Origin of the sequence: Micropruina sp. (assembly GCF_047602085.1) — a bacterium.
In the GTDB taxonomy this organism is placed as follows: domain Bacteria; phylum Actinomycetota; class Actinomycetes; order Propionibacteriales; family Propionibacteriaceae; genus Micropruina.
The window spans coordinates 279,300-306,147 of sequence record NZ_JASGID010000007.1; the positions used below are offsets into that span (position 1 = coordinate 279,300).

Sequence of the window (26,848 nt, forward strand, 5' to 3'; positions counted from 1 at the left end):
TCCCGCCACAGCGGCCCGAGCATGACGGGCTGCCTGAGCAGACAAGGACGCGATCATGACCATTCACACCCAGGAGTCCGTTTCCGGGTTCGTCGCTTCGAGCCCGCAACTGACGCAGACCGAGAAGGGCGACGCAAGGCTCTACTTCCGCTTCGGGCAGGAGCACTTCCGCAAGGAGGATGACGGTTCCTTCACGCAGTTGGAGCCCACCTTCCATCACTTGGTGATGTTCGGGCGATCCGCCAACCACGCACATGATCGCTTCCGCAAGGGCGACAACTTCATCGCCGAGGGCTACACCCGCTCGGTCAACTACGAGCGCGACGGCCAGGCCGTCGAGAGCGAAGAGTTCACCGCAAGGAAGATCGGCCACGACACCGCCCGGACACGCTACGACGTCGACCGCTCGCCCCGGCGCAACGGACCTGAGCAAGAGGCGCCGGCGCGGGATGCCTCGGCGTTCACCAGTCCCGCACCGAGCCGGCAGGCGACCACCGCGCCGGCAGTCGGAATGTGAGGGGACCGAGATGACCCCCATCGACAAGCCCGATCCCACGGCAAGATCGGAAGCACCCGACGAGTTCGATGACCGCCCGGTGTTCGATCCCGGCAACGATCTGCCCGGGCCACCGAGGCCGATCAACTGGAACCTGCTGTCGGCCGATGATCTGGAAGCCGAACTGCTCGAACTGAACCGCTGGGTCGATTGGCTCCGCCACACCTACGGACTTCCAGCCAGCGTGATCCCGCCGATGTGGCACCGCCATCCCGAACTCCTCTGGGAATTATCCGCGCTGCACCTGCATTGGCTGTGCGCCTACGACCCCGAGCAGAACGGCTCAGCACCGCTGGGTTGGCACCGCGACTTCGCCGACGCCCGCCAGCGCCTCCGCGACTGGGTAGCCACCAGCGGCACCCGCCTGGACCGCGACCGCCCCACCCGCCAGACCGCCTGGCCCGGCGAAGCACCGGCCGAACCAGTGGAAGAGGTGCCCATCGCCGACCGCGACGAGGACTTTGTGCGGTACGTCCTCGATGAAGTCGCCATCCGGCAGGCCGCCGAGGAAGCGTTCTTCGCTGGCGTCGATCCTGCGACGGGTGAGGTGAAGGACTGATGCCGCGCAAGTACGTCAGGAAGACCAACCGTCGGTCACGAGAGGAGCGGAACCTGTCGGTGCGCGCTGTGCACAGAGAGACCCCCGACCTCGACAAGCTGACCGAGCTGCTGATCCGGTTCGCGCTCCAAAACTCTGGTGAACAGCGAGCCACACGGGCGCGGGAACACCGGGCTATGGCCGGTGTCAGCGACCCGTCGTAGAATGAAGGTGTCCGCCGTAGAGGTGGATGTTGTGGTCCTAAACCCCGCCGTCTCGGCGGGCACGCGAACTTGGCCGACCTGGGCCTCGTCCTACAGCCTTCGGGCTCTTCTCACAATCAACATTCGCAGTTGACAGCTCTGCGGTGGGCGTCTGGACCACCACTCGCGGAGAAGAGCCATGACAACCCTTACAGTCGACCGGGCCGCGTTCGATAGCCTGCTGTCCTCATCGGTGCCTACGGGCGGTGCCGTGGCCGTTTCCTACCTGCGCGTCTCCACCAAGGAGCAAGCGGAGAAGGGCGGCACGGACGAGGGATACTCCATCCCTGCCCAACGCGAAGCGAACCGCCGGAAGGCCGAACAGCTCGGCGCAACCGTGATCGAAGAGTTCGTGGACGCTGGCGAGTCGGCACGCAAGGCCGACCGACCCGAACTGATGCGCATGATCCAGTACGTCACCGAGCACCAGGTCAACTACTGCATCGTCCACAAGGTCGACCGGCTTGCACGCAACCGCGCCGACGACGTGACGATCCATCTCGCGCTACGCGACGCAGGCGTGATGCTGGTGTCAGCCAGCGAGAACATCGATGAGACTCCTTCGGGGATGTTGCTGCACGGCATCATGTCCTCGATCGCGGAGTTCTACTCCCGCAACCTTACCACCGAGACGATCAAGGGCCTGTCGCAGAAGGCGGCGCAAGGAGGCACGATCAACCGGGCACCGATGGGCTACCTCAACGTCGGAGTCCGTGACGACCGCGGCCGTGAGATACGCACCGTGCAGGTCGATCCTGAGCGGGCAGAGTTGGTGACGTGGGCGTTCCAGGTCTTCGCTTCGGGGCAGTGGACGACCACCCAGCTCCACCGCGAACTCGTGCGGCGTGGCCTGAACACGCCGCCGTCGCCCAACCGGCCGTCCAAACCCATCGGACTGTCGAGCGTCCATCGGATTCTCACGAACCCGTACTACAAGGGCGACATCCGCTACAAGGGGGCCACGTACAAGGGCACGCACGAAGCGATCGTGCCGCGCGAGGTCTGGTACCAAGTCCAGTCCGTACTCGATGCCCACAGGTCTGCCGCCGACGCCACCCAGATTCACGACCACTATTTGAAGGGCACGGTCTACTGCGGACAGTGCGGCAGCCGGCTGCTCATCTGCCATTCCCGTAACAGGCACGGCAAGGTCTACCCGTACTTCGTGTGCTCGGGCCGGCACGGTGACACGAGCGGTTGCACCCGGCAGGCCGTGCTCATCGAAGACGTGGAGCGACTGATCGAGGGCTACTACGAGACCATCCAGATCGACGGACAGACACGGCAGAACGTCGCCGGGATGCTCCACGCCACGTTCGACCGGCTGATGGCTGCCGATGTCAAGGAGCTGGCTGGGCTCGCCGCTGACCGTGACCGTCTCGACAACGAGCGGGTCAAGCTGCTGCAAGCGCACTACGCCGACGCCGTGCCGCTGGACCTGCTCAAGCAGGAGCAAGCCCGGATCGGTGCTGAGTTGGAGACGATCAACAACCGGATCGTCGCCCACCACGACCAGTACGCCGAGGCTCGCACGAACCTGGAGGATTCGATCGGGCTGCTCGCACACGCGGCGGACATCTACCGGCGGTGCGACGACGCGAACCGTCGTCTGTGCAACCAGGCGTTCTTCACCGCCATCTTCATTGACGACGACGGCGAGCCCCGCGTCACGTACCAGCGGCCTTACGACACGCTGTGCGATCCCGAGGTGCAGGCCAACGCCCTGAACTGGGCTGCCGAGGCGAAAACAAAGGGCGAGGTTCAAACCGGAACCAGAGCGGTGACTCTGGTCGAGGGTTTGAACCTCGCCACATCAGGGTGAGTAACGGGACTCGAACCCGCGACATCCTGGACCACAACCAGGTGCTCTACCAGCTGAGCTATACCCACCATGTGCCGTGAACCGTCGTCACGACTGAGACAGTCTAGGCCACCGCTGATCAAGGGCGCCAATCGACGTCGAGAGGGTCAGTCGTTCTCGATCTCGTCCGGCTCGGGGGTGCTGAGGGCACCCTGGTGCACCGCGGCGATGCGCTTCAGGTCCACCGTGGAGGGTCCGGGTGGCGCAACGAACAACGCGTCGCGGTAATAGCGCAGCTCTTCAATCGACTCGCGAATGTCGGCCAGCGCTCGGTGATTGCCCGACTTGGCCGGCGTGTTGTAGTACACCCGTGGGAACCAGCGCCGGGCCAGCTCTTTGATGCTCGACACGTCGACGTTGCGGTAGTGCACGTGCTGTTCGAGGGTGGGCATATCGCGGGCGAGAAACGAGCGGTCGGTGCCGATAGTGTTGCCGGCCAGGGGAGCGCTGCGCGGGTTCGGCACGTGCTCGCGAATGTAGGCCAGCACCTGCTGTTCGGCGGTCTCGACGTCGACGCCGTTGGCCAGCAGCGGCAGCAGGCCCGACTTGGCGTGCATTTCGCGCACGAAGTCGCCCATCTGTTCGAGGGCCCGGTCGGGGGGCTTGATCACCACGTCGACGCCCTCACCCAGTACGTTCAACTGTCCGTCGGTGACCAGAGCGGCCACTTCGATCAGCACGTCATTGGTGAGGTCGAGTCCGGTCATTTCGCAATCGATCCACACCAGAAGGTCACCCACGTGGCCAACTGTAGTGGTGTCGCCGGTGTGGTCGTTCACCGATGTTTCACGCGTCGTTCGGCGGATGTTCACCGTGGCGGACGACGCGGGGCCAGTGGCGGCCCGTCGCTCTCGCGGTGGCGCTTGCGATGCCCGTAGGCTGGGCTCAGCCGAAGCGGGAGGACAGATGACAACGGACCTGGACGAGCTCCAGCCAGATGCCGACGACAACCTTCGAGAGTTCATCGACAAACTGGTTGCCGCCGGCTACACCGTGGCCGACAGCGAGGGGCCCGACCCCGAACTGATCGACCCGGGGGGCCGTGCCGTCGAAACCTGGCGCGAGGACTACCCCTACGACGAGCTGATGAGCCGCGACGACTATGAGCAGGAGAAGTACCTGCTGCAGATCGAGCTGCTCAAGTTTCAGTACTACGGCCAAGACAACGACCTGAAGCACATCATCTTGTTCGAGGGACGCGACGCGGCCGGCAAGGGTGGCACGATCAAGCGCTTCATCGAACACCTCAACCCGCGGGCTGCGCGGGTGGTGGCGCTCAATAAGCCGTCAAGCAGCGAGTTGGGGCAGTGGTACTTCCAGCGCTACATCAAGCACTTTCCCACCAACGGTGAGATCGTGCTGTTCGACCGGTCGTGGTACAACCGGGGCGGCGTCGAGCGGGTGATGAACTTCTGCACCGACGAGCAGTACGAGACATTCATGAACCACGCGCCCAAATTCGAGCGCATGCTGATCGAGTCGGGCATTCACCTGACCAAGTTCTGGTTCTCGGTGTCGAAGCGCGAGCAGCGCACCCGGTTCGCCATTCGCCAGATCGACCCGGTGCGACGCTGGAAGCTCTCCCCGATGGACTTGGAGTCGCTCGACAAGTGGGAGGCGTACTCGGCTGCGAAAGAAGAGATGTTCAAGCGCACCGACACCAAGCACGCACCCTGGATCACCGTGCGCAGCAACGACAAGAAGCGCGCCCGGCTGAACGCCATGCGGGCTTTCCTCAACCAGTTCGACTACGACGGTAAAGACCATTCCGTGGTTTACGATCCCGATCCGTTGATCGTGCGGCGCGGGCGCGAGAGCAACGACGACTGACCTGGGGTCTGCACCCTGCTGTCGGTCAGCCCCGGTGGTCAGCCGGGGCCCAGGGTCGAGGGCAGCCAGCGCCACAGCCAGCCCGCGCCGGCGAACCCGATCGCGCCGATCGCGACGGCGGCCAGGCCCAGCGGTGCGACCGCAGCTACCGCAGTGATCAGCAGCGGCCCAGCGGCCCGCCCGATGCCGGTGGTGAGCCGCCAGCCGGCGAGAAACTGCGGCCGTCCGAGCCGGGGCGAGAAGTCGGAGCCGATGGTCATCACCACGCCGGCCGAAATGCCGTTGCCCAGCCCCAGCGCGGCGGCGAACATCGCAACAGCCAGTGTGCTGTGGGCCAGCGGCAGCAGCGCGAAGCACAGGCCCATGATCACCATGGACGGCACCGAGACCCACCGCCGTCCAAACCGGTCCATCACCGAGCCGCCGACGTAGAACAGCGTCATGTCGATACCGGACGAGAGCGCAAAGATCAGGCTGGTGGTGGCGGCGTCCAGGCTGATCTGCTCACACCACAGCGGCAGCAGGGCGTCACGGGAGGCGCGCACCAGCATCAGCGCGGACGCCCCGAGGCCGGCGGTCGCGTAGGTGCGCGAGTGTTCGCGCAACACCGTGAGCATGCGTACCGGCTGCTCGCCGGCCGACGGCTCGTGCTCTGGCAGGTCCGGCAGGGCCAGGGTGACCGCGACCGCGATCAGGCTGGTGCCGGCGGCCACCAGGTAGGCCGGTTGGAGTCCCCACAGGCTGACCACCGCGGCACCCAGCAGGGGGCCCACCAGGTTGCCGACCCGAAACACCCCACCCAGGGTCGACAGCGCCCGGGCCCGGTACTCCAACGGGACGGCCACCGTCAGATACGACTGCCGGGCCAGGCTGAGCATGGCGCCGCTGAGCCCGATCACGAAGACGGCGCCGGCCAGCACCCATTCGCTGCTGGCTGCGGCGCAGACCAGCAGGCACACTGCGTCGAGCAGCATCGCCCCGACCAGTGACCGCTTCTCGCCGAACCGGTTGGCGATCACGCCGGCGGGCAGTGCCCCGATCAAAGTGCCGATGCCCATTAGGGCGACCACCAGGGCGGCCTCGGCGACCGATGCCCCCAGCGCCCGAGCGGTCAGCGGCACCAGGGGCACGATGGCGCCGAAACCGATGAACGACAGGGTGGTCGGCAGGTAGATCGACGCCGCCAGCTGCCGCCAGGGCAGTGCGGCGGGGCTGTGGTCGGTCACTCGTGGCAACTTATACCGCCGCCGCGGTGCCGCCCCGGCGGATCGCGCCAGCGGGGTCGGCCCGCCGCGAGGGTGGGCTCGGCGTGCCGTGGCGCGTGCGGCTCGATGGCGTTCCGGTCCTAGACTTTGGCCGAGAGTGGTTGCAGCGAGCCGCCACGTGCCCTGGTAGCTCAGTTGGATAGAGCAGCCGCCTTCTAAGCGGTTGGTCGCGAGTTCGAGTCTCGCCCGGGGCGCCGTTGGGGTGTGCGGCTGCGTTTCGGCGCATCAGCCGGCCGGGGTGTCGCGGTGGTGATCGGATCCTCGATCCACCGGTGGGCGGCGCAGCGAGCGGCATCGAGCTCCGTGTGAGGGCGACCCGGTTGCGGGGGTGTGCGCGGCGATTTGTGGGTTATGGGGCCCAACGGTGCCCTCCGTGCAGCCTCGTGCGCCGAAACGAGGGTTATGTCGGCCATCATGGCGGGCCATAAAGCGCATATCTGCGCGGCGGGAACGAACTGCGGCGCTGCCGCTGCTCAATACGCACGTTTCTCGGCAGGCGCGCCAAGAAGCCGCAGATCGGTGGGTCGAGGCCGAGTGAGGTGCGCGTCTGCGATGCGCTGGCGCAACCTTGGCCCCGTGTGCGGCGAGGCTGGGCGCTCCGGCCGCCCGGTAGTCTTGCCCCTATGTCGACGGACACCATCAACCGGCACCGCCGGATGCTGAACGGCATTCCGTCACAACCCGACCTGTCGGCGCCGCTGCCCAAGCGCATACTTGCCAATGCCTGGACCTGGATCGGCCTGGTCTTCACCCTGCTCTATGCGGTGGCGCTGTGGTCGCAGTACGCCCTGATGACCGCTGACACACCCGTGCGCGACGGAGTGGTGCAGGGCATGAACCAGTCGGCGATCCGCGACGCGTTCTGGTTCGCGCTGCCCACCCTGCTGTTCTGGGTGGTGCTCTTCGTGGTCGCTGACCGGTTTCGTCCGCAACGGTTGTTGCTGTGGTGGCTGGCGCTGGGCTGGGGGGCCTGTGTGGCGACGTTCCTGTCGCTGCACATCAACACCTGGGCATCCGAACAGCTCTCCATCGGAGGGGACGGCGACCCCACCACGGCGGCGCGGGCCGCCATCTACATCGCGCCGTTCGTCGAAGAGGCGGCCAAGGCCACGGTGTTGTTCTGGGTCGCGATCCTGGTGCGCTACCAACTGGTCACCAAGCTGAACGGCATCGCGCTCGCAGGCTTGTCGGCGGCGGGTTTCGCGTTCACCGAGAACATCATCTACTACGCCCGCGCGATCATGTACGCCAGCTCGACCATCGGCACCGGCAACGTCGAAGACGCGGTGCGCGAGATCGTCTGGCTGCGCGGCTTCTGGACCGCCTTCGGCCACCCGCTGTTCACCATGATGACCGGTCTGGGGCTGATGGTGGCGCTGCGCACCCACAGCAAGGTGGTGCGGGTGCTGGCGCCCCTGGTCGGCTATCTACTGGCGGCACTGCTGCACATGATGTTCAACTCGCAGGCTTCGTTCGCCTCGGGCCAGATGCGCTACCTGATCTACTTCGCCGTGGCACTGCCGCTGGTCGCCTCCGCCGTCATCTACGGCGTGCGGCAGTTGTTCGCCGAGAGCCGCAAGATTCGCGCTCGGCTGACCGACTACGTCCGCATGGGCTGGTTGAACCCGGTCGACCCCGAAACGGCTTCACGGGTGCGGCGTCGGGCCTGGGCGTTGCTGGTGGCGGCCACCCGCGGGTGGGCTGTGCTGCGCGCCACGCTCAGCCTGCAACGCATGCTCACCGAACTGGCGTACCTGCGCGACGCTGAGGTTAAGGGCGTCATCGACACCGCCGGTCAGCACCGCGCCACCGAACTGCTGTACCTGGCCCGATCGCTGCGCGGGCTGGCGATCGACGACCCGGCGGGGCAAAAACTCAGCCTGCCGCGGTTCCGCAAGCCCAAGCCGGTCGACTATCCGCCGCCCAACTATCCAGGTCCTGCAGGACTCGGCGGCAACTGGCCAGCAACGCCGGGCTCGGCACCATTAGGATCGCAGGGATATTCCAGAGTGGACCCAACCTGGGGGCCACCCACCAGGTAGGGGAGATGCATGAGCGCTGGCCAACTGGCGGATTCGCTCAGGAGCCTACGCGACGCTCTGCAGCAGTCCCGGCTGCCGCTCGAACTGCCCGGCAGTACGCCCACGGCGAAGTTGCGGCATGACATGGTGGCGCAGCTCGACGACTACCTGCTGCCACGCCTCGACCGATTGGACGCTCCGCTGCTCGCCGTGATCGGCGGCTCGACCGGGGCCGGCAAGTCCACCCTGGTCAACTCGATGATCGGACGGCTGGTGAGCCGCACCGGCGTGATCCGTCCGACCACGCGCTCGCCCGTCCTGGTGCACCACCCCGCCGACGCGCAGTGGTTCGGCCCCGACCGGATTCTGCCCGGCCTGGCCCGTTCGCTGGAGGCGGCCAACGACACTCGCACTTTGCAGCTAGTGGCCGAGCGGACCCTGCCGCAGGGGCTGGCCATTCTGGACGCCCCCGACATCGACTCGGTGGTGGCCGAGAACCGGGCACTGGCCGCGCAACTGCTCGCCGCAGCCGACCTGTGGCTGTTCGTCACCTCGGCGGCTCGCTACGCCGACGCCGTGCCCTGGGAGTACCTCAAGTCGGCCGCCGACCGTAGCGTCGCCCTGGCGGTGGTGCTGCAGCGGGTGCCTCCCGCCGCGATGACCGAGGTGCCGCCGCACCTGGGCCAGATGATGGCCGAGCAGGGCCTGGGCGACTCGCCGCTGTTCGCGGTACCCGAGACCGTCACCGACGACGAGGGGCTGCTACCCGATCAGGCGGTCGCGCCGATCCGCGACTGGCTGGCCGCACTGGCCGCCGACTCGCAGGTGCGCGCATCGGTGGTGCTGAAGACCCTCGACGGGGCCATCGCCGCGGTCTGCCGCAATGCGCCGCAGGTGGCCAAGGCGCTCGACGAGCAGGCCGCGGCCATCGAGCAGTTGCGGGCCGACGCCGAAGGGTCGTACCGCGAGGCCGTCCGAACCGTGGGGGTGCAGACCGCCGACGGCACCCTGCTGCGCGGCGAGGTGCTGGCGCGCTGGCACGACTTCGTGGGCACCGGTGAGTTCTTCAGGGCCGTGGAACAGAAGATCGGCTGGCTGCGCGACCGGCTGGTCGCGTCATTGCGTGGCGAGCCGAAGCAGATCAACGAGGTGAAGCTGGCCGTCGAGTCGGGCATGGAGATCCTGATTCGCGAAGAGGGCGAGGCGGCCGCCGAGCGAGCCGAGGTGGCCTGGGCCAACCAGCCGGCCGGACGTCAGTTGCTCGCCGCCGGTAAGACCGACCTGAGCCGCGCCTCGGACGGCTTCCCCGCGCAGGTCGCGCTGGCCATTCGCAACTGGCAGGCCGACGTGCTCGAGCTGGTGAGCAGTGAGGGCGCGTCGAAGAAGTCGCGGGCGCGGTTCTTGGCGCTGGGCGCCAACGGGGTGGGCATCGCCTTGATGATGGTGGTGTTCTCGACCACCGGCGGCCTGACCGGAGCCGAGGTGGGCGTGGCCGGAGGCACCGCGGTGCTCGCGCAGCGGGTGCTTGAGGCGGTCTTCGGCGAAGACGCCGTGCGGCGGCTCGCCCTGCGCGCCAAGACCGATCTGGACGCCCGCATCGAGGCGCTGATGGCCGGTGAACTGGCCCGCTACGAGGCCGCGCTCGACGATGCCGGGGCGCGTCCCGAGGCGGCGGCGGCGATTCGTGAGGCGGTCGGCGGGGTGAACCAGATGCGGGGTGACGACCATCGGCTGACCGCGCCGGCGCGCGAGGAGATCGAAGGGTTCACGGGCATCGCCACCCAGGTGCCCGACCGTCCGGCCCTGACCGACGTGGTCGAGGCCGAGCTGGTGGCGCGGCCGGGTTCGTCCGAAGCGGCTGTCGAGCCGGGGGAGGAACCCCGGTGAGCCGGCCGTTGCCGGAGCGGCTGAAGTCGCTGGACGAGGCCGTCGAGCTGAGCCGCGGACGGTCGTCCGACGCGGTGGTCGACCGGGCGGACGGCGTGGTGCGGCGGGCCGGCCAGCGGGTCGCGTTCTCGGGCAATCACACCGTGGTCGCGCTGGCCGGGGCCACCGGTTCGGGCAAGTCCACGTCGTTCAACGCGATCAGCGGCACCGAGTTCGCCCCGACCGGCGTGCGTCGTCCGACCACATCGCAGACCATGGCGGTGGCGTGGGGAACCGAGTTGCCGGGCGAACTGCTCGACTGGCTGGACGTGCCCCGGCGGCACCTGGTGCCGGCGCGGCGCAGCGCGTTCGAGAACCTGGTGCTGCTCGACCTGCCCGACCACGACTCCACCGAGCATGAGCACCGGATCGCCGTCGATCGACTCGTGCCACTGGTCGACATGCTGATCTGGGTGGTCGACCCGCAGAAGTACGCCGACGCGGCGCTGCACGACCGCTACCTCAAACCGCTGGCGGGCTATGCCGGTGTGATGATCGTGGTGCTCAACCAGAGCGACCTGCTGCGCCCGGACGAGCTCACCGCAGCCATGACCGACCTGCGCGGCCTGCTCGACGCCGAGGGCCTGGGCAAGGCCCGGCTGATGGCCATGTCGGCCCTGGACGGCACCGGGGTGCCCGAACTGCGTGAGGTGCTGGCCCGGACGGTGGCCGACAAGAAGGCCGTCAGCGCCCGCATCGCCGCCGATGTGAGCGCGGCCGCCGCCGCGCTCGGCGACGAGTTGGGCGCGGTCACCCCCAGCCTCGATCGCGTGCGCCGTGGGCCGCTGGTCGAGGCGCTGGCGGACGCAGCCGGGGTGCCGATCGCGGTCGAAGGAGTCCGCGAGGCCTGGAAGCTGCGCGGCGGGCAGGCCACCGGATGGCCGTTCGTCAGTTGGGTGGCGAAGCTCAGGCCCGACCCCCTGCGCGCGTTGCGCTTGGACCAGTCGGATCGCAAGGCGCTCACGCCGACGGCGATCAGCCGCACGTCGTTGCCCGGCGCCAGCGCGGTGCAGCGGGCCAGACTCGACCGGGGTCTGCGCGAGCTGGTGGACGCCACCTCGTCGGGCCTGCCGCGCGGCTGGGCAGCGGCGGTGCGTGACACCGCTCGGGGACGAGAGGCACTGCTGCTTGACCGGCTCGACACCGCGATCGCCGGGGCCGACCTCGCTTTGGACCGGGGCACCGGGTGGCTCGCGGTGGTCCGGGCGCTGCAGTGGGTGCTGATGGCCGGCGTGCTGGCCGGCGTGCTGTGGACGCTGTTCATGATGTTCGCGCCGGCGTTGGGGCTGATCGGCATGCCGACGGTGTACTGGTGGGGGTGGCCGGCCCAGTTCGTGCTGCTGGTCGGCGGTGTGCTGGCCGGGTTGGTGCTGGCTGGACTGTCGCGGGTCGGGGTGGCGCTCGGCGCCCGGGCAAAGGCCAACCGTGCCGAACGGACACTGCTCGCGGCGATCGGTGGCGTGACCGACGCCGAGCTGCTGCGCCCGGTGCAGGAGGAACTCGATCGGCACCGACGGGCGGTCGAGGCCGTGAAGCGGGCCCGCTGAGCGAGGTTCTGGTCGAGCGTGTCGAGACTCGAACGGAGTGCTTTGGCTAGGGGTTTCGACGTAGAGGATGTAAGTGCCTCCCGGCCAGGGGGCGTGTGACCCCGCTTGACATCCAGAGGAGCATCAAGTTCCGATGATTTCGGCCCGCTCAACCTGCGTTGGTCGAACGTGGCGCGACACCTGGGGGGTCTGGCGCAGAGATTCATGGGCGGACGTGATCGCGCACCAGTTTGAACACTTCGGTCGGCGCGGGCGCACAGTGATGGTGTCGGACTTTCAAACCAAGGAGTGAGTTCATGGACGCAACCATCACCGTGACGGGCAATGTCGGCAGCGGCGTCGACCTGCGCACCGGCCCGAACAATGAGTGGGCCTACGCGGCCTTTCGGCTGGCCTCGACGCCGCGGGTGCTGCGCCAGGGCCACTGGCGAGACGGCGACACCACCTGGCTGAACATCAACTGCCGCAACCGATCGCTGGCGCTCAACGTGCACGCCAGCATCGCCAAGGGCGACCCGGTGATGGTCACTGGCCGACTGACCACCTGGACCTGGATCAAGAAGGACACCGGCGAGGTGCAGGAGCGCATCGTGCTCGAGGCGGTCTCGGTGGGGCATGACCTGGGTCGCGGTACCACGACGTTCCAGCGCACCGAGCGCGCCCTGCCCGAGCCTCCGGCGCCCGATCCGTCGGTTTTCGACATGGAGCCGCCCGAAGGCGAATCCGGCGAGACCGAGCCTGACGGTGCGATGGACGCTACGGAGCCCGCCGCACGCGAGCCGAAGGCCGCCTGAGTACCCGCTGATCGTCTTCGGCGAGCGTGTCGACACGGCCGCGGTCAGGACCAGCCCTGGTCAGCGGGCTCGGAGGGTCAGCGGGCTCGGAGGGTCAGCGGGCTCGGAGGGTCAGCGGGCTCGGAGGGTCAGCGGGCTCGGAGGGTCAGCGGGCTCGGAGGGTTTCAGCGAAGCCGTGCAGGTTCTGGCTTAGCCCCTGGTCAGGCGGCGGTGCTTGCTGGCGTGCGGGCGGGCGGCCTCGGCGCCGAGCCGGGCGATCTTGTTCTCTTCGTAGTCGGCGAAGTTGCCCTCGTACCAGAACCAGTTCGCCTCGTCGGCGTCGCTGCCCTCCCACGCCAAGATGTGCGTGGCCACCCGGTCGAGAAACCAGCGGTCGTGCGAGATCACGACCGCGCAGCCGGGAAACTCCAGCAGCGCATCCTCCAGCGACTGCAGGGTCTCGACGTCGAGGTCGTTGGTCGGCTCGTCGAGCAGCAGCAGGTTGCCGCCCATCTTCAGCGTGAGCGCCAGATTCAGCCGGTTGCGTTCACCGCCCGACAGCACCCCGGCCAGCTTCTGCTGGTCGGGGCCCTTGAAACCGAAGGAGGCGACATAGGCGCGCGACGGCATCTCGAAGCTGCCCACCTTGATGTGGTCGAGGCCGTCCGAGACGACCTCCCAGACGTTCTTGCTCGAGTCGATGCCGCCCCGGGACTGGTCGACGTACGAGAGCTTGACCGTTTTGCCGACCTCCAGGGTGCCGGCGTCGGGCTGCTCCTCGCCGACCACCATCTTGAACAGGGTGGTCTTGCCCACGCCGTTGGGGCCGATGATGCCGACGATGCCGGCGCGGGGCAGGGTGAACGACAGGTTGTCGATCAGCACCCGGTCGCCGAAGCCCTTGGTGAGCTTCTTGGCGTCGAGCACGTCCGACCCCAGCCGTGGGCCGGGCGGAATGTTGATCTCGGCCAGATCGACTGTGCGGTTGCGTTCGGCTTCGGCGGCGAGTTCCTCGTAGCGGGCCAGGCGGGCCTTGTTCTTGGCCTGCCGGGCCTTCGGGTTGGCCCGCACCCACTCCAGTTCCTTCTCCAGGATCTTGGCGCGCTTGGCGTCCTTCTTGCCCTCGATCTGCAGGCGCTGACGCTTGGTCTCGAGATAGGTGGAGTAGTTGCCCTCGTAGGGGTGCAGCCGGCCGCGGTCGATCTCGCAGATCCACTCGGCCACGTTGTCGAGAAAGTAGCGGTCGTGGGTGACGGCCAGCACCGCACCCGGGTAGGTCTTGAGGTGACCCTCCAGCCAGTTGACGCTCTCGGCGTCCAGGTGGTTGGTGGGTTCGTCGAGCAGCAGCAGGTCGGGCTGCTGCAGCAGCAGCTTGCACAGCGCCACCCGACGTCGCTCGCCACCGGAGAGCACATCGACCACGGTGTCACCCGGCGGGCACTGCAGCGCGTCCATCGCCTGTTCGAGCTGCGACTCCAGATCCCACGCGTTGCGGTGGTCGAGTTCGGTCTGCAGGTTGCCCATCTCGTCCATCAGGGCGTCGAAGTCGGCGTCGGGTTCGGCCATCTCCATGCCGATCTCGTTGAACCTGTCGAGCAGGCCCTTGGTCTCGGCGACTGCCTCTTCGATGTTCTGCATCACCGTCTTGCCCTCGGTGAGCGGCGGCTCCTGCAGCAAAATGCCGACGCTGGCGCCCTTCTTGAGCGTCACATCGCCGTTGTCGGACTGGATCAGCCCGGCCATCAGCTTCAGCATGGTCGACTTGCCGGCGCCGTTGGGGCCGACCACCCCGATCTTGGCCCCCTCGAAGAACGACATGGTGACGTTGTCGAGCACCAGCTTCTCGCCCAGCTTCTTGCGAACGTTGTGCATCGTGAATACGAACTCGGGCATACGAAGACCTCGGTGAGCGAAAGGGATTGGGAACAGACCGCCCCCGAGTATAACGAGCCGACAGGTGGACGGTCGCGGGCAGCCCGGCGGCGAAAGGCCGCGGGCAGGGCGCCAGTGGTTGCTCGCCGCGACGTCGTTGCCCGGCACAAGGGCGTTGGTTGGGCGGCGAGTGGCGGTTGGTCGAACGCGGTCGTTGCAGTGAGCGGTCGCTGGCCGAGCCGATTCAGACCCAGATCGCGGGGCGTGGCGGACAGGTCAGTGCGAGTTCGCCAGCAGCTCGGCCAGAGACATGCTCGGTCGTCCCGCCAGGTCGGCGATCTGGGTGCGGCATGAGAAGCCGTCGGCGAGCACCAGCGCGTCCGGGGGAGCCGCGGCCAGGGCCGGCAGCAGGTGCAGCCCCGCCACTGCCACCGACACGTCGTAGTGGCCGCGCTCCACACCGAAGTTGCCGGCCAGTCCGCAGCATCCGGTCACGGTCACCACCCGCGCGCCGGTGCGGCGCAGGAGCGTGGCGTCGGACGCCCAGCCCAGCACGGCGCGGTGGTGGCAGTGCGGTTGCACGACCACGGTGCGTCCGGCTAGATCGGGGGGCTGCCAGCCGGTAGTACCACCGAGCAGTTCGGCCAGGGTGTGCAGGCCGTGCTGCACGACTGCCAGCCGCGGATCGTCGACCAGTTCGGACGCCTCGTCGCGCCAGACCGCCAGGCACGACGGCTCGACGCCGACGATGGGGACGCCCGCCTGCACCAGGGGAGTCAGCACGTCGAGCGAGCGACGCAGCCGGGCGGCTGCTGCGGCGCGCTGGCCGGTGGTGATCCAGGTCAGGCCGCAGCAGGCGTGCTCACCGATCAGTTCGGGCTGGTAACCTGCCCGGGCCAGCACCTGGATCATGGCTTTCACGTGCCCGCCGGCGAAGCCCAGCGAGAACGAGTCCGCCCACACGGCGACGCGGCCCAGGCGGGGGGTCTCGACGGGCTCGACCAGCGGTGATCGCGAGTCGAACGTGTCGAGCTCTGAAGCCGTGCGGTCGACGGGCTCGACCAGCGGTGGTCGCGAGTCGAACGTGTCGAGCTCTGAAGCCGTGCGGTCGACGGGCTCGACCAGCGGTGGTCGCGAGTCGAACGTGTCGAGCTCTGAAGCCGTGCGGTCGACGGGCTCGACCAGCGGTGGTCGCGAGTCGAACGTGTCGAGCTCTGAAGCCGTGCGGTCGACGATCTCGGCCAGCCGACCGGTGCGGAACTGCGGCAGGGTGCGCCGAGCGTCCACGCCGGCCAGTCGCAGCAGCGCAGTCCGCAGCACCGGCGTGTGCGTGAGTGCGTTGGCCAACGCCGCCAGTCCGGGCACCGCTGTCACCAGCCGGGTCCAGCGGGGCAGCCAGCCCAAGGTGTAGTGAGTGAGCGGCCGCAGCCTGCCGGCATGGGCGCGCTCGAGCACCACGGACTTGTCCCGGGCCAGATCGACCCCCGTGGGGCAGTCGGTCGCGCAGGCCTTGCAGGCCAGGCACAGCTCAAGGGCTTCGGTCACGGCCCGGGAGCGGGGCGAGCTGACCAGGCCCCCGATAGCCAGCTCTTGCAGCACGCGCGCCCGGCCTCGGGTGGAATCCCGCTCGCGCCGGGTCACCTGGTACGACGGGCACATGGCGTCAACGGCCCCGGCGGCCACACAACGTCCGACCCCGGAGCAGCGGTGCACGTCGGCGGCCAGGGCGTCCAGGGGGTGCGGCGCCTGAGCCAGGCGTACGTCGGCATCCACCGCTGCCGGCCGCACCAGCACCCCGGGGTTCAGCAGCTCGTTGGGGTCGAACAGGGCCTTGACCTGGGCGAACAGACGCAGCGCCGCCGGTGAGTACATGCGGCCCAACAGGTCCGAGCGCGCCCGGCCGTCGCCGTGCTCGCCCGACAGCGAGCCGCCATAGCCGGCGACCAGGTCGGCCGACTCTTCCACGAAGCGCCGATACGTCGCGCTGCCGGAGCTGCGGCCGAGTGGAAAGTCGATGCGGCAGTGCACGCAGCCCTCGCCGAAATGCCCGTACGGCAGTCCGTGCAGGCCATGCCTGACAAGCAGGGCCTCGAAGTCGCGCAGGTAGTCGCCCAGCCGCTCCGGCGGCACGGCGGCGTCCTCCCAGCCCGGGTGGGCGGGCTCGGTCAAGGCGATTCCGGCATAGCCGGCGCCATCGGAACGCAGCCGCCACAGCGTGGCCTGCTCGGCCGCAGCTGCGATCACCCGGGACGCCTGGTGGCCCGCCGCCAGGGTGAAGGCGCGCTGCGCGACCTCGTCGGGGTCGTCGCCGGCGAGTTCGACGAACAGCCAACCGGCCCCCGGCGGCAGCGCCGGAACCGCAGCGGCGCCGTGCCGGGCGCGCACCGTGTCGACGATCCGGGCGTCCAGACCCTCGCAGGCGGTGGGCTCGAAGGCGAGCACCGCCGGCACCGCATCTGCCGCCGCGGCCAGCGAAGGGTAGCCGAGCACCACCAGACACCGCTGCACCGGGTCGCGCGATAGCCGGACGGTCGCCTCGGTGACCACCCCCAGCGTGCCCTCCGACCCGACCAGAAAGCGGGTGACGTCGAATCCCCGCTCGGGCAGCAGGTGCTCCAGCGAATAGCCCGACACCTGGCGGCCGAAACGCCCGAACTCGGTGCGAATCACGCCCAGGTTGGCCTGCACCAGCCGGTGCAGCCGGTGCAGGGTCGGCGACGGGTGCTCGCGCAGGTCGGTGGAGCGCCGCAGACTGAGCCGCTCACCGGCTCCGTTGATCAGTTCCAGCCCCTCGACCACATCGCTGGTCTTGCCGTAACCCAGGGCCCTCGGTCCGCAGGCGTTGTTGCCGATCATGCCGCCCACGGTGCAGCGGCTGGACGAGGACGGGTCGGGGCCGAACCGCAGCGCATGGGCCGCTGCGGCGGCACTCAGCACTGACTGCACCACGCCGGGCTGCACCACTGCCAGCGCTGCGCCGGGGTCGAGGGAGGTGATGGCGTCGAGCCGGCGCGTGTCGATCACCAGCCCGGGGCCGATCGCATTGCCCGCGCACGAGGTGCCAGACCCGCGCATGGTGATCGGTAGCCGCTCGGCCAGCGCCTGGTCGACGGCCGCGCTCAACTCCAGCGAATCGGACGGTACGTAAACCGCCTCGGGCACCACCCGGTACAGCGAGGCGTCGGACGAATAGAGCGCGCGGCTGAGGGTGGAGCGGTCGAAGGCAGGGGCCCGCACAGCCTCAGTCTGCCACCTCGACGACGGCCTTCATGGCGCGACCGAGCGCCTCGAAGTCGTCGGCGGTGACGACATCGACCAGGGCGGCCCGCACCGAGGCCACGTGGCACGGGGCGGCGGTCTGCAAGAGGTTCAGCCCGGTGGCGGTGAGCACGGCGATCACGCCGCGCCGGTCACCCTGGCAGCTCTTGCGCAGGATCAGCCCCTTGGCCTCCATCCGGGCAACCGTGTGGGTGAGTCGCGAGCGGGACTGCCGCACGCATTGGGCCAGCTCAGACATGCGCATTTCGAGGTGGTCGGCCTCCGAGAGGTTGACCAGAATCTCGTACTCGCCCAGATCGAGGCCGAACGGGCGCAGCTCCGCGTCGAGGCGATCGTTGATTCGGCTCACCCCGGCCAGGTAGTCGCGCCAGATCAGCTGCTGCTCGCTGGTCAGCCATAGGCACTCACCGTTGCTCGTCACGCGCGCATCATAGCAAAGATGGTTGAAGGCTAAATCACAGCGTTGCCCTGGGTGTGCCTCGCTTGTGAATTGTCAAGGGACGTGCTGATCAGTGCGCCCACCGCTGGCTGAGCTACGTCGAAACCCCTAGTGAGGGCACTCTGTCCGAGGTCTCGACAGGCTCGACCAGCGAGAGCCCGGCGTTTCCCTAGCAACTCGGCCGAAGCGCGACGATACGCCGATGGTTGACGGGATCGCCGCCGCGTCCAGTCGTAGCCGTGAGGCGGGCGGCGCGTCCGCCCGCAGCCGATTCGCACCGTGCCCTTACTATTGTGCAAACGTTGATCAATCGTTGGTCGAGCGTGTCGAGACCTCAGTCGTACCGCTGTGGCAAGGGGTTTCGACGGGCTCAACCAGCGGGGCTGTGTTGGTCAGCGCTTCCGCAATCGAATATTCGCCACCGACGGCGCTGGCGGGGAAACAGGAGTGACATGAACGCCGAGGCCGAGGCCCTCCTGCAGGGCAAGCCCACCTCGATCGGTGACCTTTTCGACTGGCGGGTCGAGCAGAGTGCCGGCAAGGAGGCATTCCGCTACCCAGACGCGTCCGACAACTGGGTGTCGTTGACCTGGGCGCAGACCCACGACCGGGTGCAGCAACTGGCCGCCGGGCTGCTCACCTTGTCGGTTGCCCCCGCCGAGCGCGTCGCGATCGCCGCCGCCACCCGCATCGAGTGGATTCTGGCCGATCTGGCCATCAACGCCATCGGTGCCGCCACCACGACCATCTACCCCAACACGGCCCCCGAAGACTTTCAGTACATCGTCGGGCACTCGAGCTCGCAGGTGCTGGTGGCCGAGAACGCCGAGCAGGCCGCCAAGCTGAACGGTTCCGACAGCCAGGTGCGGGTGGTGGTGCTGCTCGACGGCGACGGCGACGGCGAATACACCTTGTCGTGGCAGCAGTTGATCGAGCGTGGCCGGCAGCGGTTGGCCGAGCAGCCCGACTGCGTGCAGGTGGCCCGGGCGGGGGTCGGCCTCGACAGCCTGGCCACGTTGATCTACACCTCGGGCACCACCGGACGCCCCAAGGGCGTCGAGTTGGTGCAGCGCAACTGGATCTCGGTGGGTTTCGGAGCCGATCGGCTCGCGATCATCACCCCCGACGATCTGCAGTACCTGTGGCTGCCCCTATCGCACGTGTTCGGCAAATGCCTGATCGCGGTGCAACTGGTAATCGGCTTCACCACCGCGGTGGACGGCCGGATCGAGCGCATCGTGCCCAACCTCGGTGTCACCAAACCCACCTTCATGTGTGGAGCGCCGCGCATCTTCGAGAAGGTGCGGGCCACGGTGCTGTCGTCCAATGCCACCGGGGCGAAGGGTGCCATCTCTCGCTGGGCCTTCGCGGTGGGCAAGCGGAGCCACGAGTACCGGCTCGCCGGACGCCGGCTGCCCGGTCTGCTCGGCGTGCAGTACACGATCGCCGACAAGCTGGTGTTCAGCAAGCTGCGCGATCGGCTGGGCGGTCGGATGCGGTTCATGGTGTCGGGCTCGGCCAAGCTGAACGCCAAGGTGCAGGGCTGGTTCTACTCCGCCGGTCTGGTGGTGATCGAGGGCTACGGCCTGACCGAGACCACGGCCGTGTCGTTCGTCAACGTGCCCACGCACCCCCGGTTCGGCACAGTGGGCCAGGTGCTGCCCGGCACCGAGGTGAAGATCGCCGACGACGGCGAGGTGCTGCTGCGTGGGCCCGGCGTGATGACCGGCTATCACGATGCTCCCGAGCTCACCGCCGAAGCGATCGTCGACGGCTGGTTTCACACCGGTGACCTGGGTCGCCTCGACGCCGAGAACAACCTGACCCTGACTGACCGCAAGAAAGACCTGATGAAGACCTCGGGCGGCAAGTACGTCGCTCCGCAGAAGGTCGAGGGGGCGTTGGTCGCCGCGATTCCGTTCATCAGCCAGGCCGTGGCCGTGGGTGACGGCCGCAAGTACATCTCGGCACTGCTCACCGTCGATGTCGACAACGTGAAGCGCTGGGCCGCCGTCAACGGCATGGCCGACGCGAGCTACGACCAGCTTGTGGCCAGCGACAACCTGCGGCAGGGCGTCCAGGTGCTGGTCGATCGGGCCAACGAGAGCCTGGAGCGGTGGGAGACGGTGAAGAAGTTCACGATTCTGCCCAACGAGTTCAGTGTCGACGAGGGCCAGGTGACCCCCAGCATGAAGATTCGCCGGGCTTCGATCGCCAAACAATTCGGCACCGAGATCGATGCGATGTACGACAAGGAGATGGACGACGAGTGACCCCCGCCGTGATCATCGACGTACCGCTGCGATGGGTCGACCTCGATGCGCAGGGCCACGTCAACAACGCCGTGATCGCCGATTATCTGCAAGAGGCGCGGGTGCAGTTCTTGCTGGCCGGTGACAACGCTGCGCTGCTCGGCGACGGCACCCTGGTCGTCGCTCATCAGGTGGAGTACCTGGCGCCGGTGGAGTTCGCCAACGATCCGGTGCAGGTGCGGCTGTTGGTGGGTGACGTGGGTGCGTCACGCTTCACCATCGCCTACGAGGTGGTGCAGGCGGGTCGGGTGTGTGCCCGGGCGCGCTCGCTGCTGTGCATCTTCGACTTCGAGGCCGGACGACCGCGGCGCATGACCCCCGACGAGCGGGGCTGGTTCGTGGCCCGCAGCGCGCCGCTCGAGCCGCTGCGCCCGCTCGGCAGGTGGCGCTGTGGGCCGTCGGCGTATGAGGCTCCGCTGACGGTGCGCTGGACTGACCTCGACGCCTACGGGCACGTCAACAACGTGCGCTTTTTCGACTTCGTGGCCGAGGCCCGGGTGCACATGTCGAGCGATGCCGACCGCTCCGGCAACCGGATGAGCGCGGCGACCGAGGCCGGCCAAATGTGGATGGTGGTGCGCCAAGACATCGACTATCTCGCCCAGCTCGACCATCGGCTCGAGCCGTACCAGACCCGGGTGGCGGTCGCCGACATCGGACGCACGTCGATGAGCCTGGTCGCCGAGGTCACCGACCCGGACGCCGGCACCGTGTTTGCCCGAGCGCGCACGGTGATCGTGTGCGGCGATCTGCAGGGCCGTCCGGTTCCGGTGCCGGACGAGCTGCGGCACGGTCTGGAGACCTGGCCGGCGGTGGTTGCATCCCGCTGACTCGCGGGGAGTTCGCCCTGCGCCGCACTCGCCGTTGGGTCTCGACAAGCTCGACCGGCGACTGGTCGGCGTGTCGAGTGTTGGTTGAGCTTGTCGAAACCCCTAGCCAGAGCAATCAGATCGAGGTCTCGGCAAGCTCGACCGGCGCAAAATGAGCGCGTCGCTAGCTGATTCGGCGCCGCAGCAGGTAGGTGTCGAACATCCAGCCCTTACCGGCGGCGGCCTCGGCTCGGACCGTGAGAATCCGCTGGCGCACCTGGGCGAGGTCGCCCGCGATCAGGATCTCATCGGGTGTGCCGAGGTAGGCACCCCAGAAGATGTCCAGGCCGGTGGGGTCGATCGCTGCGAAGGTTTGACGGCCGTCGAGCATGACCACCACATCGTCGACCCCGGCTGGAACGCCGTCTGCCAGCAGCCGGGCGGGAGCGATCTGAACAGCTCGGCCCTGGCGGTTGAGCGGAATCTGAAAGCGGGCGGTGAGCGCGTGGACGCAGCTGACCCCCGGGATCACCCGCAGTTCGATCGGTTCGGGACTGGTACGGCGCAATTCCTGGACGATCGCCAGGGTGCTCTCGAACAGGCTGGGGTCGCCCCAGACCAGAAAGCCGCCGGTCTGGCCGTGCCCTAGTTCGGAGGAGATCGCCGCGCCCCATTGCTCCAGCCGTTGCTCGCGCCACCGGGCCACCGCCGCTGGGTAGTCGGGTGCCGTTCGCCAAGGACGGGGCGGGTCGCGTAGTTCGACGGTGCGCAGTGGCCGAGTGCGGTGACGCTCGACGACGACCTGCCGGGCTTCGACCAGATCGTCCAGTTCCTGTTCTTTGAGAACGACGAACAGCACGTCGAGCTGCTGCAGGGCGGCGACCGCCTGCAGCGTCACCCAGTCGGGATCACCGGCACCGATGCCGATCAACGCGAGTTCACGGCTCATTCGGTATCGCTGGCGATCGCGTTGAGGGCGGCGGAGGTGATCGCCGAGCCGCCACGGCGGCCGTGCAGCACCAGGTATTCCAGCCCGAACGGGTTGTCGGCCAGGGCCCGCTTCGATTCGGCGGCACCGACGAAGCCGACCGGTATGCCGATCACGCCGGCCGGCATCAACCCGGTGTCGCGGACCACTTCGAGCAGGTGAAACAGCGCGGTCGGGGCATTGCCGATCGCCACCACGGCGCCAGCCAGGCGGGGCTTCCACAGTTCGACCGCGGCGGCGGTCTTGGTGGTGCTCAATCGCTGGGCCAGTTGCGCCAGTGCCGGTTCGCCGAGGTGGCAGACAACCTCGTTGTGGGCGGGCAGCCGGGCCCGAATCACCCCGCTGGCCACCATTTGCGAGTCACACAGAATGGGTGCGCCGGCCTGCAGGGCGGCCCGGCAGGCCTCGACGACGCCCGCGCTGTAGCCCAGGTGCTCGGGCAGGTCGGTCTGGGCTGCGGCGTGGATCATCCGGGTCGCCACGTGGGCGACGTCCGCCGGCAAGATCGACAGGTTCGCCTCGGCCCGAATGGTGCCGAACGAACGCCGATAGATCTCGGCGCCGTCGGTGAGGTACTGATAGGTCACCGCTGTCGGGTCGGTCACAGCGACTCCTCGTTGACCACTTCGATGAACCGGTTACGGATTCGCCGGGCGCGCACCGGGTCGTGACTGGTGATCGCGGCCACGGTCACACCGGCGGCCTCGCCGGTGGCGGGGGTCCAGGCAGACCCGTCGGCGGCCCGGTCGGCTCGCACGCAATAGGTGTGACGCTCTTCGGCCGCCTGGGCGACCGCCGCATTGGTGGCGGCCGAATCGGTGCTGGCCAGCACGTACCAGGCGCCGTCCAGGTCGGACGGGGTGAACGGCCGGGCATGCCAGGCGATCGCACCAGACTCGGCCAGCGGATTCAGCGAGGCGTGCAGGTCGGGAGAGATCACCTCGACTCTGGCGCCGGCCTTCAGCAGGGCGGGCACGCGCCGGCGAGCCACACAGCCGCCGCCGACGACAACGACCTTGCGTCCGTTCAGCAGCAGGCCGGCGAGATAGGCCGGCGAACCGGCGCTGGTCCGGGCCCGCAGGGCACCCTCTTTATAGCGTTGGGCCACCACGTGGGCGAGCTCGTCGCAGGGGCCGATCACCTCGGCCACCCGGATCTCGGCATCGGCATGCTCAGCGCGAAAATCAGCCACGTGCTGGTGCACCCACTGGTCGAGCCGGCCGGTGAACAGGTAGTGCGGCATGACGACGATCCGGCGGCTGCCTGAGGCGTAGTACTGGCGCAGAATCTCGGGCAGCGACGGCCGGGCGACCTGGATGAACGCCGAGAGCACCTGGTGATACCCGCCGGACTCGAAGATCACCCGCGACAGCCGCACGTGGTCGGCATTGGCATCGGTGACCTGACAGCCGCGTCCGACCATCAGCACGTCGGTCTGATCGGCGGCCCATTCGCCGCGGGCAGCGGCGATCCGGGCATGCACGGCGGCGATCATCGGGGCCGGCGAACCCAGGTGGCGGGTGTACACCACCGTTGCGTCGGGAAAGCTGGTCTTGGCGGTTCGAATCGCCTCGGGAATGTCTTCGCGGACGTGGCCGCCGGTGCCGATCATCAGCGGCACCACCACAGCGGCGGGCTCGTCGGCCAGCACCTCGGTGAGCGCCTCATCGATGGTCGGTGGGGTGAGCTCGACGAAACCGGCCTCGACCCGCACCCCGGGCAGCAGGGCGCGCACCTTCTCGACGAGCGCGAAAGCAGCCTCGGCGCCGGCGTTCACCCGGGTGCCGTGACCGGCGATCACCAGGGGCGGCGGGCTGGCCGGGACAGCAGCCGGATCAGTCGGGGCGGGAACGTGGGCAGTAGTCATTGGTTCATCCAGTGGTAGTCACGCGGGGTCACCATGACAGTGGCACCGCGTCCGGTGGGCAGGTAGCGAGTGGTCGACGAACCGATCACGACCAGGGAATTCATGTTGACCCAGGCCGGGTCGAAATCGGCCAGGGTGGCAGTGGTCACCTTCTGGTCGGGACGGCAGGCCTCTTCAACCACGGCCACCGGCGTGCCGGCCGGCCGGTGCGCGGAGAAGATCTGCAGCGCCCGGGGCAGGTGCATCAGGCGCGTGCGGCTGCGCGGGTTGTACAGCACGGTGACCAGATCGGCCTCGGCGGCGGCCTGCAGCCGCTGCTCGATGTTCTGCCAACTGGTGTGCAGGTCTGACAGTGAGATGGTGGCGTGGTCGTGGCCCAGCGGAGCGCCCAGAATGGCCGACACCGCCAGGCTGGCCGTGACCCCGGGCACGATCTCGACCTCGATGCCCTCGGTGCCTTGCTCCAAGGTGGGAGAGGCCATCGCGTAGATCGCCGGATCGCCCGAGCAGACCAGCGCCACCCGGCGGCCCTCGCGGGCCTTGGCGATAGCCAGCGCGGTGCGCGCCTCCTCGGTGCCCATGCCCGAGGAGTGCACCTCGGTGCCCGGCCGGATCAGATCGGTGACCTGCTCGACGTAGGGCCGATAGCCGACCACCACCGCGGCATTGCGGATCGCCTGCTGTGCCCGGGGCGTGGTCAGATCGCGGGAGCCGGGGCCGAGCCCGACCACCCACAGCTTGCCGCTGGCCGGGAGCCGTCCGATGGCGCAGGTGGCCTCGGGAGTCTTCTGCTTCGGCACGACCAGGTCAGCCCCGCCGGCCAGCACCGCCGCCTCGGAGACGCTTGGGGTGCCGACGGCGGCCTGGGCATGAGCGCTGGGGTTGGGCACGTCGAAGCCCGCCAAAGTGGCGGCGTCGAAGGTGCGGAACCCAACCCGCAACTCTGCTGCCAGTTCGATCAGGCCGGCCTCGTCGGCCTTGGCGTCCACCGAGGCGATCGCCGCCAGCGATTCGATTGCCAGCCCGCCCTTGGTCAGCGTTCGTTCGAGCAGGTCGCGAAGTGCGGCGGCGCTTGTTCCGCGATTGCACCCCATGCCCGCGATCAACGAGGGAGGATGCAAGACGACGGTGGGTGTGGTGCGGGCCGGCTCGGCCATCGCTGACCCGCCCGATTCGCGTGCGGCTGCCAGCGGGGCGGCCAACTCGTCGGTGACGACGATCCGGGCCACCGCTGGCGATCCGCCGGCACCGGCCATGAGCGGCTGTTCAACGCGGCCGCCGCTGGTTGGGCTTGTCGAAGTCTCGGTGGCGGCACCCTCGCGGCAATCTCGTCCGACGATGCTGGAGGTCGAGCCTACGTTGGGCGGCAGCGGGGGCAGCGGCCACGGCCTGGTGCGCACCAGATCGACCGGATGCCCGTCCAGGATCGCCCGGGTGACCGCGGCGACATCGCCGCGGTAGGCCCAGCCGAGGGTGTCCAGTGCCGCCACGCCCGTCGAATCGGTCGCGGTGGTGAGCACCGCTGTGGCGCCCAGCCCTTCGGCGAGCTGGCTGGCCAGGGCGTTGGCACCGCCGCTGTGCCCGCCGACCAGCGGCACGACGAACCGTCCGGTCTCGTCGATCACCACGACGCCGGGGTCGGTCTTCTTTGATTGCAACAGGGGAGCGATGATCCGGGTGGTGGCACCCAGGGCTAGATGACTGACGATCAGGTCGCACGCAGCCCAGGCTTGGGGAAGGCCGGCGCGGGCACCCTCGGTGTAGCGCTTCGTTTCGACGCCGAGAATGGCGTCGATCTGATCCGCTCGCGCCAGGCTGGCGGCGCCCGAGGTGACCTGGCCGATGGACCATCGGGAACCGTCCCCGACGGACTCGGGGGAGCCGATCGGTTGGGCACCGGCGATGTCACCGGGCCAGGGTGCGTCGTCGGCGGACGGTGGGCGGTCGAGAATCAGTACCACGTTGGGTTCGCGGGGTTCGGTCACCATCGCCTCAGCGGTGGTCAGCACGCGTACTTGCTGGTCGGCTTCGCCCAGGCGCTCGGCCAGCACATACCAGCGTTCCAGGTCGGCCAGGCTTTCAGCGAGTCGCCGGATGTCATTCTCGGCCGAGGTGAAGACCGCCACCTTGCCGGTGGACCGGGCCAGCCGAAGTGCGGGCTGCAACGGACGCCCGTGCACGCTCACCACGGCGGCGTCGTCCCAGGGCAGCCCGACTGCGGCGAAGGCGGCGGCGACCGATGAGACGGCGGGTACCACGGCCGGACGCAAGCCTGCCGCCCGTAGCGAACGCACGATGCCGAAGAACAGCGGATCACCGCTGGCGATCACCACGACCGCGGCGGAGTCGCGCAATTGCCGCACCTGCTGCACCGCGATTCGCAGGGCGCCCAGGGTGATCCGGCGTTCCGGCTCGACGTTCAGGGCGTCGAGATGGCGGCGTCCGCCCACCACCACGTCGGCGCGTGCGGCGGCCTCGCGCAGCTGTGGGCTTGGCGCGCCGAGCAAGCCGTACACGGTGATCATCGTGGCCTCTGAACGTTGCTTGCGAGGGTTGCCGACGCCGAGCGGCGGGTCTGCGCACTCGGGGGTGCGGCGGGCGGCCCACCCGGCCCGGCGCCGGGTGTCGCCGACCGGTCACCGGTGGAGTCAGACGAGCCGCGCGGCCGTCGATGAATGGTGTCCGGTGCTGGCACCGGCGGG

At 68.6% G+C, this 26,848-nt stretch carries 19 protein-coding genes and 2 tRNA genes; 11 read left to right on the plus strand and 10 right to left on the minus strand.

The genetic code is table 11. The features are described 5' to 3' along the window. The first annotated feature begins 55 nt into the window (after nucleotides 1-55). From QM721_RS13825 to QM721_RS13835, 3 genes are all read left to right on the plus strand, one after another. Nucleotides 56-517 (plus strand): single-stranded DNA-binding protein, encoded by a 462-nt coding sequence (locus QM721_RS13825; RefSeq protein ID WP_415122971.1) that lies wholly within the window; start codon nucleotides 56-58, stop codon nucleotides 515-517. 10 nt (nucleotides 518-527) lie between these two features. After that, complete coding sequence (locus QM721_RS13830; protein ID WP_415122973.1) at nucleotides 528-1,115, plus strand: hypothetical protein; 588 nt, start codon at nucleotides 528-530, stop codon at nucleotides 1,113-1,115. Between the two features lie 381 nt (nucleotides 1,116-1,496). After that, the gene (locus QM721_RS13835; protein WP_415122975.1) at nucleotides 1,497-3,179 is read left to right on the plus strand and encodes a recombinase family protein; all 1,683 of its coding nucleotides are present in this window, start codon (nucleotides 1,497-1,499) and stop codon (nucleotides 3,177-3,179) included. On the opposite strand, the gene QM721_RS13840 is transcribed toward QM721_RS13835, so the two are convergent. Both QM721_RS13840 and orn read right to left on the minus strand, forming a co-directional pair. Then, nucleotides 3,175-3,247, minus strand: a tRNA-His gene (locus tag QM721_RS13840). The two genes, QM721_RS13835 and QM721_RS13840, sit on opposite strands and share 5 nt — an antisense overlap. Nucleotides 3,248-3,325: 78 nt before the next feature. Beyond that, nucleotides 3,326-3,958 (minus strand): oligoribonuclease, encoded by a 633-nt coding sequence (gene orn, locus QM721_RS13845; protein ID WP_415122977.1) that lies wholly within the window; start codon nucleotides 3,956-3,958, stop codon nucleotides 3,326-3,328. Nucleotides 3,959-4,124: 166 nt separating this feature from the next. On the opposite strand from orn, the gene ppk2 reads away from it, so the two are divergent. Then, nucleotides 4,125-5,048, plus strand: coding sequence for a polyphosphate kinase 2 (gene ppk2 / locus QM721_RS13850; protein ID WP_415122979.1), 924 nt, complete (start codon nucleotides 4,125-4,127; stop codon nucleotides 5,046-5,048). Between the two features lie 38 nt (nucleotides 5,049-5,086). On the opposite strand, the gene QM721_RS13855 is transcribed toward ppk2, so the two are convergent. Beyond that, the gene (locus tag QM721_RS13855; RefSeq protein WP_415122981.1) at nucleotides 5,087-6,274 is read right to left on the minus strand and encodes an MFS transporter; all 1,188 of its coding nucleotides are present in this window, start codon (nucleotides 6,272-6,274) and stop codon (nucleotides 5,087-5,089) included. Between the two features lie 159 nt (nucleotides 6,275-6,433). On the opposite strand from QM721_RS13855, the gene QM721_RS13860 reads away from it, so the two are divergent. The 5 genes from QM721_RS13860 (at nucleotide 6,434) to QM721_RS13880 (ending at nucleotide 12,601) form a co-directional block, all read left to right on the plus strand. After that, a tRNA-Arg gene (locus tag QM721_RS13860) sits at nucleotides 6,434-6,507 on the plus strand. A 429-nt stretch (nucleotides 6,508-6,936) separates the two neighbouring features. After that, nucleotides 6,937-8,355, plus strand: coding sequence for a PrsW family intramembrane metalloprotease (locus QM721_RS13865; RefSeq protein ID WP_415122983.1), 1,419 nt, complete (start codon nucleotides 6,937-6,939; stop codon nucleotides 8,353-8,355). Nucleotides 8,356-8,364: 9 nt separating this feature from the next. After that, entirely contained in the window at nucleotides 8,365-10,221 is a 1,857-nt protein-coding gene (locus QM721_RS13870; RefSeq protein WP_415122985.1) for a GTPase, read from the plus strand. Further along, complete coding sequence (locus QM721_RS13875) at nucleotides 10,218-11,807, plus strand: GTPase (RefSeq protein ID WP_415122987.1); 1,590 nt, start codon at nucleotides 10,218-10,220, stop codon at nucleotides 11,805-11,807. Before QM721_RS13870 ends, QM721_RS13875 begins: the two co-directional genes overlap by 4 nt. A gap of 296 nt (nucleotides 11,808-12,103) precedes the next feature. Beyond that, nucleotides 12,104-12,601 carry a single-stranded DNA-binding protein gene (locus tag QM721_RS13880; RefSeq protein ID WP_415122989.1) on the plus strand — a complete coding sequence of 166 codons (498 nt, stop codon included), beginning with the start codon at nucleotides 12,104-12,106 and terminating at the stop codon, nucleotides 12,599-12,601. A 189-nt stretch (nucleotides 12,602-12,790) separates the two neighbouring features. Here the strand turns inward: QM721_RS13880 and ettA are convergent, their stop codons facing one another. The 3 genes from ettA to QM721_RS13895 form a co-directional block, all read right to left on the minus strand. Then, nucleotides 12,791-14,473 carry an energy-dependent translational throttle protein EttA gene (ettA, locus tag QM721_RS13885; RefSeq protein WP_415122991.1) on the minus strand — a complete coding sequence of 561 codons (1,683 nt, stop codon included), beginning with the start codon at nucleotides 14,471-14,473 and terminating at the stop codon, nucleotides 12,791-12,793. 255 nt (nucleotides 14,474-14,728) lie between these two features. After that, nucleotides 14,729-17,689 carry an FAD-binding and (Fe-S)-binding domain-containing protein gene (locus QM721_RS13890; protein ID WP_415122993.1) on the minus strand — a complete coding sequence of 987 codons (2,961 nt, stop codon included), beginning with the start codon at nucleotides 17,687-17,689 and terminating at the stop codon, nucleotides 14,729-14,731. A 4-nt stretch (nucleotides 17,690-17,693) separates the two neighbouring features. Then, a complete protein-coding gene (locus tag QM721_RS13895; RefSeq protein WP_415122995.1) occupies nucleotides 17,694-18,152 on the minus strand; it encodes a MarR family winged helix-turn-helix transcriptional regulator in 459 nt (152 codons plus the stop codon). Between the two features lie 470 nt (nucleotides 18,153-18,622). Between QM721_RS13895 and QM721_RS13900 the strand changes: the two genes are divergently transcribed. After that, a complete protein-coding gene (locus QM721_RS13900) occupies nucleotides 18,623-20,443 on the plus strand; it encodes an AMP-dependent synthetase/ligase (protein WP_415122997.1) in 1,821 nt (606 codons plus the stop codon). Next, nucleotides 20,440-21,312: an acyl-CoA thioesterase gene (locus QM721_RS13905; RefSeq protein ID WP_415122999.1), complete on the plus strand. Its 873-nt coding sequence runs from the start codon at nucleotides 20,440-20,442 to the stop codon at nucleotides 21,310-21,312. Before QM721_RS13900 ends, QM721_RS13905 begins: the two co-directional genes overlap by 4 nt. Nucleotides 21,313-21,475: 163 nt before the next feature. On the opposite strand, the gene cobF is transcribed toward QM721_RS13905, so the two are convergent. From cobF to cobJ, 4 genes are read right to left on the minus strand one after another with little or no spacing between them, the layout of a single operon-like run. Continuing rightward, nucleotides 21,476-22,240, minus strand: a complete 765-nt coding sequence (gene cobF, locus QM721_RS13910) for a precorrin-6A synthase (deacetylating) (RefSeq protein ID WP_415123001.1) — start codon at nucleotides 22,238-22,240, stop codon at nucleotides 21,476-21,478. Next, complete coding sequence (locus tag QM721_RS13915; RefSeq protein WP_415123003.1) at nucleotides 22,237-22,884, minus strand: precorrin-8X methylmutase; 648 nt, start codon at nucleotides 22,882-22,884, stop codon at nucleotides 22,237-22,239. The genes cobF and QM721_RS13915 overlap by 4 nt, the downstream gene beginning before the upstream one ends. Beyond that, nucleotides 22,881-24,146 carry a CbiX/SirB N-terminal domain-containing protein gene (locus QM721_RS13920; RefSeq protein ID WP_415123005.1) on the minus strand — a complete coding sequence of 422 codons (1,266 nt, stop codon included), beginning with the start codon at nucleotides 24,144-24,146 and terminating at the stop codon, nucleotides 22,881-22,883. The genes QM721_RS13915 and QM721_RS13920 overlap by 4 nt, the downstream gene beginning before the upstream one ends. Further along, the gene (cobJ, locus tag QM721_RS13925) at nucleotides 24,143-26,671 is read right to left on the minus strand and encodes a precorrin-3B C(17)-methyltransferase (protein WP_415123007.1); all 2,529 of its coding nucleotides are present in this window, start codon (nucleotides 26,669-26,671) and stop codon (nucleotides 24,143-24,145) included. The genes QM721_RS13920 and cobJ overlap by 4 nt, the downstream gene beginning before the upstream one ends. Nucleotides 26,672-26,848: the final 177 nt, after the last annotated feature.

Bases quoted from the DNA above. Each gene is read 5' to 3' on its own strand.
- cobF (WP_415123001.1), bottom strand. From the start codon at position 22,240: ATGAGCCGTGAACTCGCGTTGATCGGCATCGGTGCCGGTGATCCCGAC.
- QM721_RS13825 (WP_415122971.1), top strand. From the start codon at position 56: ATGACCATTCACACCCAGGAGTCCGTTTCCGGGTTCGTCGCTTCGAGC.
- QM721_RS13900 (WP_415122997.1), top strand. From the start codon at position 18,623: ATGAACGCCGAGGCCGAGGCCCTCCTGCAGGGCAAGCCCACCTCGATC.
- QM721_RS13835 (WP_415122975.1), top strand. From the start codon at position 1,497: ATGACAACCCTTACAGTCGACCGGGCCGCGTTCGATAGCCTGCTGTCC.
- QM721_RS13865 (WP_415122983.1), top strand. From the start codon at position 6,937: ATGTCGACGGACACCATCAACCGGCACCGCCGGATGCTGAACGGCATT.
- cobJ (WP_415123007.1), bottom strand. From the start codon at position 26,671: ATGATCACCGTGTACGGCTTGCTCGGCGCGCCAAGCCCACAGCTGCGC.
- QM721_RS13830 (WP_415122973.1), top strand. From the start codon at position 528: ATGACCCCCATCGACAAGCCCGATCCCACGGCAAGATCGGAAGCACCC.
- QM721_RS13880 (WP_415122989.1), top strand. From the start codon at position 12,104: ATGGACGCAACCATCACCGTGACGGGCAATGTCGGCAGCGGCGTCGAC.
- ettA (WP_415122991.1), bottom strand. From the start codon at position 14,473: ATGCCCGAGTTCGTATTCACGATGCACAACGTTCGCAAGAAGCTGGGC.
- ppk2 (WP_415122979.1), top strand. From the start codon at position 4,125: ATGACAACGGACCTGGACGAGCTCCAGCCAGATGCCGACGACAACCTT.
- QM721_RS13870 (WP_415122985.1), top strand. From the start codon at position 8,365: ATGAGCGCTGGCCAACTGGCGGATTCGCTCAGGAGCCTACGCGACGCT.
- QM721_RS13920 (WP_415123005.1), bottom strand. From the start codon at position 24,146: ATGACTACTGCCCACGTTCCCGCCCCGACTGATCCGGCTGCTGTCCCG.